The sequence below is a fragment of the Vibrio scophthalmi LMG 19158 genome (assembly GCF_000222585.1).
GTDB classification, from domain to species: domain Bacteria; phylum Pseudomonadota; class Gammaproteobacteria; order Enterobacterales; family Vibrionaceae; genus Vibrio; species Vibrio scophthalmi.
The window spans coordinates 34,510-43,278 of the sequence record NZ_AFWE01000176.1; the positions used below are offsets into that span (position 1 = coordinate 34,510).

Genomic DNA, 8,769 nt, shown 5'->3' on the forward strand with positions numbered 1-8,769 from the left:
ATTGGTTCACAACTGGCTTAACCAGTGCGAGGCATTATACAGATCACAGTTTTAACTTCAAGAGGCGAGTGAAAAATAATCTTGGCCAGGTTGAGAGGCGAGAGAAGAAAAGAATTGAGAGACGAGAAGCGAGAATAGAGAAATGGAGAATAAAAAGGGATGTGCGCTTAAATAGCGACACACCCCCTTCCCTTTTCGTCAAACTCATGGTGAGTTTGCGCTGCTCAATTTTGCCTTTCGACGTGAAACTCTTGTGCTATCACTCCGGCAACTTCGTTTTATAAGCTACGCTGACGAACCGCTTCAAACAAGCAGATGCCTGATGCCACTGATACGTTAAGGCTCGATACCGTTCCCGCCATTGGGATCTTAATCAAGTCATCGCAGGTTTCGCGAGTTAAGCGACGCATACCATCGCCTTCTGCACCCATAACGATTGCCAGTGGACCAGTCAATTTCGCTTGGTAGATATCATGCGTTGCTTCACCAGCAGTACCAACAAACCAAACGCCCTTCTCTTGCAGCGCACGCATGGTACGAGCAAGGTTAGTCACACGGATCAGCGGCACAATTTCCGCAGCGCCGCAGGCCACTTTACTTACTGTCGCGGTCATTGGTGCTGAACGGTCTTTAGGTACAATGATCGCAGCCACACCAGCAGCATCAGCATTACGTAGACACGCACCCAGATTGTGCGGATCAGTCACGCCATCAAGCACCAACAGTAGTGGCGCTTCATGCTGATCGATGATGTCATCGAGATCATTTTCATTCAGCTGCTTAGCTGGTTTAACGCGGGCAATAACACCTTGGTGATTCGCACCTTGTGCTTTGTCATCCAGTGTTTTACGTCCCATCTGTTGAATCGATACACCGCAGCGTTGCAGTTCATTCAAAATCGGCATTAAGCGATCGTCTTGACGACCTTTTAGCACGTACGCTTCAATAAAACGTTCCGGCTCGCGTTCCAGTACTGCTTTTACAGCATGGATGCCATAAAGAAATTCGTTACTCATTTTCTAAACCTGTTGTTGAAACGACTATTCGCTCTTGCTCTTAGTGCTACTGCGCTTTCCCTTTTTGGAATTGCTGTGCGGTTTTTTCTTACGCGCTTTTTTCACCTTCGGCTTTTTCACTTCACCTTTGGCTTCAGCTTTTACTGGTGCCTTGGTTGGCTCAATCGCAGGTTTTGCTTTGCGATCCTCTCGGCCACCGGTCGCTGCGCGTTTTTTCGCTTTCGCTTTAAGCTGAGCTTCGACCGCACGCTTTTTAGCCGTCTTGCCTTCGCCGCGTAGCTTACGACTTGTTTCAACTAATGCAAAGTCAATTTGGCGGTCATCCAGATTTACGGCCTGAACTTTTACTTTAACCGCATCACCTAAACGATAGATAGCACCGAAGCTTTCACCGATAAGTCTTTGACCTACTGGGTCAAAGTGATAGTAGTCATTCGCCAGTGACGAAATATGCACTAAACCATCGATATGCAATTCTGTTAGACGGACAAAGAAACCAAAACTGGTCACATTGGCAATCACACCTTCAAGCTCATCGCCGACGTGATCTTGCATGTATTCACATTTCAGCCAATCCGATACTTCACGTGTCGCATCATCCGCACGACGCTCGGTCATCGAACATTGCTCACCGTAGAAATCCATATCATCAAACGAATAGTGGTAACCACCGGTTGGTGTCCAGCGATCTTGGTTACGCCCTTCTTCTTTAGCAATCAGGTATTTGATTGCACGGTGAAGTAGTAAGTCTGGGTAACGACGGATCGGTGAAGTAAAGTGCGCGTAGCGTTTGAGTGCTAAGCCAAAGTGACCACAGTTATCCGCACTGTAGACCGCTTGCTTCATTGAGCGTAGCAGCATAGTTTGGATCAGCTCTTTATCTTGACGCTCAGCAATCTGTTTTACCAAGTCCGCGTAATCGGTTGGTGATGGCTCTAAGCCGCCGCCAAGATTCAAACCAAGCTCGCCCAGGAAGTCACGGAAACCTTGCAGACGCAGTTCACCCGGAGTTTCATGAATACGGTACAACGCGGCTTCTTTAGCTTTCTCTACCAATGATGCTGAAGCGATGTTAGCCAGAATCATACATTCTTCGATTAGCTTATGCGCATCATTACGAATCACCGGCTCAATACGATCGATCTTACGCTCTGCGTTGAAGATGAACTTAGTTTCAACCGTTTCAAATTCAATCGCACCACGATTATCACGAGCACTTTTCAGCACTTTGTACATCTTATGTAGCTCTTCAAGATGCGGCACTAAAGGTGCGTAACGTTGACGCAACTCTTCATCGCCATCTAATACTGCGCCCACTTTGTTGTAGGTCAGGCGAGCATGCGAGTTCATCACACCTTCATAGTGCTTATAGCTCGATAGCTTACCCGTCGCAGAAATCGTCATCTCACATACCATACACAAGCGATCAACTTGCGGGTTGAGAGAACACAGACCATTTGAAAGCACTTCTGGCAGCATAGGAACAACTTGCGAAGGGAAGTAAACCGAGTTACCACGGTTAATCGCTTCTTTATCTAATGCGGTTTCTGGACGAACGTAGTAGCTCACATCAGCAATCGCGACCCATAAGCGCCAGCCGCCGCCTTTTTTCGCTTCACAGAATACTGCGTCATCGAAGTCTCGTGCGTCTTCACCATCAATAGTCATCAATGGTAATTGGCGCAAATCAACACGGCCAGCTTTCGCCTCTTCAGGAACTTCTTCGCCCAGGTGTTCAATTTGTTTATCGACCGCTTCTGGCCACTCATGTGGGATCTGGTGGGTACGAATCGCAATTTGCGTTTCCATGCCCGGCGCCATTTTCTCACCTAACACTTCGACCACTTGGCCCATCATGCCGCGTGAACGTGTACCGCGGTCGGTAATTTCAATCACAACCACATTACCCATGCGCGCCGTAGACTTGTGCTCGTTAGGGATCAAGATATCTTGGCAAATACGAGAATCATCTGGCACTACGTATGAGTAGCCATATTCTAAGAAGAAACGACCGACGATTTGCGTTTTACGTTCTTCAAGTACGCGAACCAAACGGCCTTCCTTGCGACCACGTTTTGAGTTGTCCGTCGGTTGCACCAAAACAAAATCACCGTGAATGATGTTTTTCATTTGGTGGTGCGGCAGCACGATGTCGTTATCCTTGCCGGTACTGCCTTCTGGGCGAACCCAGCCATGGCCGTCTTTATGACCAATCACATAGCCTTTTACCATCTCTAGTTTTTCAGGCAATGCGTAACACTGACGACGAGTAAAGACCAATTGACCATCACGCTCCATCGCTCGTAGGCGACGACGTAAGCCTTCATATTGCTCTTCACCTTGAAGCTTAAGTGCTTCAAACAGGTCATTGCGGTTCATCGGAACGCCGGCCTGTTTCAAGAACTCGAGAATAAACTCACGGCTTGGAATAGGATTGTCGTAATTTTGTGATTCACGATCAGCAAAGGGATCGTTTTGGATTTGGTCTGACATAAGCAAGCCCAACTTAGCAAGGAAGGTATACGGCTAGTATATCCGAGTCATGGCATAAGCTACAGCGAAGTGGTTACAAAAAGACTAAATAGATTCGAAGTTTTCATAACTTACCAGTGCCATGAGAGCTCGCACATGGCGAATAACTTGCGACTCCGCAGCCCTTTGCAGGCCAATAATCACCCAGATAAAAGGGGTGCATATTTATCAAAATTCACCCCACAGCCAAATAATGATCCAGATCACACTTGGATGTAACCAATAAAGCAAACGATTGCAATAAGTATGACTTGTTGCGATATTCTGCGCCAACTTCCTATTCCCCCTTTTTAGGTTTGATTATCTCTATGAAACGCACTCTATTAGCTACTGCGATTGCAAGCTTAGGTCTATTCTCTGCTTTTTCTCAAGCAGCAGAACAAGCCGATCTGATCATCACTGATGCCATGGTTCTAACCATGAACCAAGACAAAACCGTTTACGAAAACGGTACAGTGGTTATTAAAGACAACAAAATCATCGCAGTCGGCGATGAGTCGTTAGAGAAAAAATACCAAGCGGATAACGTGTTGGATGTGGATGGCGATATCGTTATGCCAGGCCTTATCAACACGCACACCCACGTATCAATGACCGTCTTCCGTTCACTTGCGGATGACGTGCCAGATCGCCTACACCGCTACATCTTCCCACTAGAAGCGAAACTGGTTTCTCGTGATATGGTGCGTATCGGTGCCAACCTTGGTAACGTTGAAATGCTAAAAGGTGGCGTAACCACTTACGCTGACATGTACTACTTTGAAGATGAAGTAGCCAAAACCGTTGATAAAATTGGTATGCGCGCGATCTTAGGTGAAACCATCATCAAGTTCCCTGTTGCTTCTGCGAAGAATGCTGATGCTGGTATCGATTACACGCTGAACTTTATTGAGCAGTACAAAGATCACCCTCGCATTACACCCGCTTTTGCCCCACACGGCCCATACACCAACACCACTGAAACACTGCAGAAGGTGGCAAAGCTTTCTCTAGAGAAAGATGTCCCGGTGATGATGCACTTGGCAGAATCAGACCGTGAACAACAGGTGATTGCGGAGCGTTCAAACGGCCTATCACCAGTGGCTTACATGGAAAGCATTGGCGCACTAAACAAAAACTTAGTCGGCGCACACATGATTCTGGTTGATGAGCATGACATCGAGTTGGTGAAAAAATCAGATATGGGTGTGGCACACAATATGAGTGCGAACATCAAATCAGCCAAAGGTGTTTCTCCTGCGCTGAAAATGTATGACGAAGATGTGCGTATCGGCCTAGGTACTGATGGCCCAATGTCTGGCAACACGCTAAGCACCATCGACGAGTTCAACCAAGTCGCCAAAGTTCATAAGCTAGTGAACAAAGACCGTGCGGCGATGCCACCACTAAAAGTCATTGATATGGCAACCATGGGCGCAGCAAAAGCACTGCACATGGAAGACAAAATTGGTTCTCTCGAAGTTGGCAAGCTGGCGGATATCATCGTTATCGATACCAAAGCACCTAACATGGTTCCAGTTTACAACCCATACTCAGCGCTGGTTTACTCAGCAAACTCAGCCAACGTGCGCCACTCAATTGTGGATGGCAAACTGCTGATGAAAGATCGTCAAATCCTAACGGTAGACGAAGACCAAATCCGTAAAGAAGCACTTGAGTTTACCGATGTGGTGCGTAAAACGGTTATCGAATCAGGTGAAGTCGTTCAATAATCCCCTGCTTTCAGATAGCAAAATGCCCAGCAATCGCTGGGCATTTTTGTAAGTGCAGGTTTAACGTCTATGTGGTGTTCGATTTTGCGCTACGTTACCAGAAAGTCTCACGGCGCTTAGCGCGGGCAATGATGTTCTCAGGCATGCGCTGCTCTAAGCCGGTACGTAAACGGGAAATACGTTTGTATTGACGCTGATCGGCGGTCACTGAGTTATACAACCAACGATAAGCATCTTCATAATCTAACGGGCTGCCGTAATCACGCAGTAGCAATTCAGCCAAATGGATACGCGCATTTAGGTTACCCATTGCCGCTGCTTCACGTAGGTATGGGATCGCTCGCTCTTTATCTTGCTGTACTAGTGTACCGCGTGAGTAGTAACGACCAAGCTGCTCCAATGCGGTTGGTAAGCCCTGATGGGCCGCATTTTCCATATAGTAAAGACCGAGCTCGACATCTTGATCGACACACACACCCCACGCCAACATATCTCCGTAAAGAAATTCATACGAAGGTAAGCTAATACGGGTTGCGCGCGCGACAATATCTTCCACCAATTGGCAGTTGTCTGCTTTCACTCGTTCTAAATGTTTATTCTGTTCGATCAGTTTAATAAGTTCAGCTTCGGAGTAGATTGGCACAGGCTCACCAATGTCAGTTGCGTTTGCAAAACTGAATGATGAACTCAATACCAGCATCAACGAAGCTGCTACTGTTCGTAGCTTCATACCTGCACTCTTTGTTGAATCCGACACCCTACCTTCGCCAATCATAGACGTAATTAGCATTATAGGCAGGTTCGATATTTGTATCGGCAAAAACAAAAAACTCTTTAGACAAAAATTGCCGTAAGTTGGCAATAGTTTGCCATAGGGTGATGAAAAATCCATCACAACGGCAAGCGTCATGGAAAGAAAGGAATCAAGTTCACGTTGTCATTTCCACCATTAACTCGTGAAGATAAGAGCAAGTGATGTGGTAGGATAGAGAAAGCAGAAAATAGCAGATATAAAAAAAGCCGACACTGAGTGTCGACTTCTTTTCAATCAATAACGCTTATCGATTAAGCTTCAAATGGGTGAAGCTTGATGATAGTTTCGTTACGATCTGGGCCAGTAGAGATGATGTCTACTGGAACGCCAGTTAGCTCTTCAATACGCTTGATGTAATCTAGAGCCGCTTGTGGAAGCGCATCGATAGATTTAGCACCGAAAGTATTTTCAGACCAACCAGGCATTGTTTCGTAAATTGGCGTCGCTTTTTCGAATGATTCAGCAGCCATTGGCGAAACTTCTAGTACAGAGCCATCGTCCATCTTGTAACCAGTACAGATTTTTAGCTCTTCTAGGCCATCTAGTACGTCTAGTTTAGTTAGACAGAAACCAGTGATAGAGTTGATTTGGATTGCACGACGCATAGCAACAGCATCGAACCAACCAGTACGACGTAGACGACCAGTCGTTGCACCAAACTCATGACCAACAGTACCCAAGTGTTTACCCACTGGATCTTGCTTGTCTAGACCATCGTAAAGTTCAGTCGGGAATGGACCTGAACCAACACGAGTACAGTATGCTTTCGCGATACCTAGGATGTAACCTAGGTGACGAGGGCCAAAACCAGAACCTGCAGCAACACCACCAGCAGTCGTGTTAGAAGAAGTTACGTATGGGTAAGTACCGTGGTCGATATCAAGTAGCGTACCTTGCGCACCTTCGAACATGATCTTGTCGCCGCGCTTGCGTGCTGCATCTAGTTCGTCAGTTACGTCAATAACCATTGAAGTAAGTAGTTCAGCGTAGCCTTTCGCTTGCTCAAGTACTTCTTCGTAGCTTACTGCTTCAGCTTTGTAGTAGTTCACTAGTGCGAAGTTATGGTATTCCATTACTTCTTTTAGTTTTTCTGCAAAAGCTTCCATATCGAATAGGTCGCCAACGCGTAGACCGCGACGAGCAACTTTATCTTCGTAAGCAGGACCGATACCACGACCAGTCGTACCGATTGCTTTTTTACCGCGTGCGATTTCGCGCGCTTGGTCTAAAGCAACATGGTAAGGAAGAATTAGAGGACATGCTTCAGAAATGAAAAGACTGTCACGTACTGCAATGCCGCGCTCTTCAAGAGGCTTCATTTCTTTAATTAATGCGTCAGGTGATAGAACTACACCGTTGCCGATAATGCATTTAACATTATCGCGAAGGATACCTGATGGAATTAAGTGAAGTACGGTTTTTTCACCGTCGATTACAAGTGTGTGACCTGCATTGTGACCGCCTTGGTAGCGAACCACGTATTTTGCATCTTCAGTTAAAAGGTCTACGATTTTACCTTTACCTTCGTCACCCCATTGGGTGCCTAGAACGACTACGTTATTTCCCATCTTTCCAAGTCTGATTGCTAGTTAAAAAAGGATTCTAGCACTGAATCCGCTCTCTTGCAGTCATTTTTTGGTCATACCGGTGTCACACAGAATTAAACGATTGAGCAGCCAACGAATCCGGTGACATAACAACTCAATCACTCGTTGGCAAAGATTTTAATACTAAGCTTGCCTTCAATATCGATACTTGCGCGATACATACCAGCGCAATTGAGCGCAAAGTGTATCTCTCCTTGCTTATCGATCGCGATGACTCCACCTTCACCACCAAGCGTTTTTAACTCACCATGAATGACTGTTTCACTGGCGGTTTTAACATCTTCCCCTAGGTAGCGCATGCGTGCAGCAATATCACTGGCGACCATTTTACGGATGAATAGCTCACCAACACCGGTGGAAGAGATCGCCACATTACCATTTTCAGCTAAGGTTCCCGCACCAATTATTGCGGAGTCCCCCACTCGTCCAAAACGCTTATTGGCGATGCCTCCGGTACTTGTCGCCGCTGCTAAGTTGCCTTGCTGATCAAGCGCGACCGCCCCAACCGTGCCATGTTTATTGTCATCAGGATAACTTGCTTCGGATAAGGCACTGTCACCTGACTCTTTAAGCACCATCAGTTGGTCGTAACGGCGATCGGTAAAGAAATAATCTTGTTCCGTAAAAAGATGGCCTTGCTTGAAAGCAAACTCTTCTGCCCCCTCACTAATCAAGAATGCGTGGGCGGAGTGATGCATCACATCGCGCGCCAACTCCACAGGGTTCTTAATATGACGAACCCCCGCGATCGCTCCGACCTGCATTTGTAAACCATGCATAACCGAGGCATCCATTTCAACCATCTCTTTGGCGGTGAGCACCGAACCTTTACCTGCATTGAAATGCTCTGAATCTTCCAACACCTTAACCGCAGCCACTGCGGCATCAAGCGCATCACCGCCCGCGGCTAATATCTTATGGCCCGCATTCACAGCTTGCGCTAACGCGGCGCGGATATCCGCTTCCAGTTGTGCACTCATCTGCTCGGGTAAAATGGTGCCCGCTCCACCATGTACGGCAAGGGCAAATGGAAAACTCATCTCACTATCCTTCTTAGCAACTTAACCGAGTCGTTTTGCTGAATGACT

6 protein-coding genes are annotated in these 8,769 nt (G+C 46.7%); 1 reads left to right on the forward strand and 5 read right to left on the reverse strand.

The annotated features are described in order from the left end of the window. Nucleotides 1–278: 278 nt before the first annotated feature. Both rlmB and rnr read right to left on the reverse strand, forming a co-directional pair. On the reverse strand, nucleotides 279–1,016 hold the full coding sequence (rlmB, locus tag RH88_RS14130; protein ID WP_005597135.1) for a 23S rRNA (guanosine(2251)-2'-O)-methyltransferase RlmB: 738 nt from the start codon (nucleotides 1,014–1,016) through the stop codon (nucleotides 279–281). Nucleotides 1,017–1,040: 24 nt separating this feature from the next. Then, complete coding sequence (gene rnr / locus RH88_RS14135) at nucleotides 1,041–3,509, reverse strand: ribonuclease R (RefSeq protein WP_005597137.1); 2,469 nt, start codon at nucleotides 3,507–3,509, stop codon at nucleotides 1,041–1,043. Between the two features lie 341 nt (nucleotides 3,510–3,850). On the opposite strand from rnr, the gene RH88_RS14140 reads away from it, so the two are divergent. Next, nucleotides 3,851–5,260, forward strand: a complete 1,410-nt coding sequence (locus RH88_RS14140) for an amidohydrolase (RefSeq protein WP_040757978.1) — start codon at nucleotides 3,851–3,853, stop codon at nucleotides 5,258–5,260. A 94-nt stretch (nucleotides 5,261–5,354) separates the two neighbouring features. Here RH88_RS14140 and motX read toward each other — a convergent pair whose 3' ends face one another. The 3 genes from motX to RH88_RS14155 all read right to left on the reverse strand — a co-directional run bounded on the left by motX (nucleotide 5,355) and on the right by RH88_RS14155 (nucleotide 8,721). Continuing rightward, on the reverse strand, nucleotides 5,355–5,990 hold the full coding sequence (gene motX / locus RH88_RS14145; RefSeq protein ID WP_005597141.1) for a flagellar protein MotX: 636 nt from the start codon (nucleotides 5,988–5,990) through the stop codon (nucleotides 5,355–5,357). A gap of 335 nt (nucleotides 5,991–6,325) precedes the next feature. Next, nucleotides 6,326–7,642 carry an adenylosuccinate synthase gene (locus RH88_RS14150; RefSeq protein WP_005597143.1) on the reverse strand — a complete coding sequence of 439 codons (1,317 nt, stop codon included), beginning with the start codon at nucleotides 7,640–7,642 and terminating at the stop codon, nucleotides 6,326–6,328. A gap of 137 nt (nucleotides 7,643–7,779) precedes the next feature. Then, the gene (locus RH88_RS14155) at nucleotides 7,780–8,721 is read right to left on the reverse strand and encodes an isoaspartyl peptidase/L-asparaginase family protein (protein WP_005597145.1); all 942 of its coding nucleotides are present in this window, start codon (nucleotides 8,719–8,721) and stop codon (nucleotides 7,780–7,782) included. Nucleotides 8,722–8,769 lie beyond the last annotated feature (48 nt).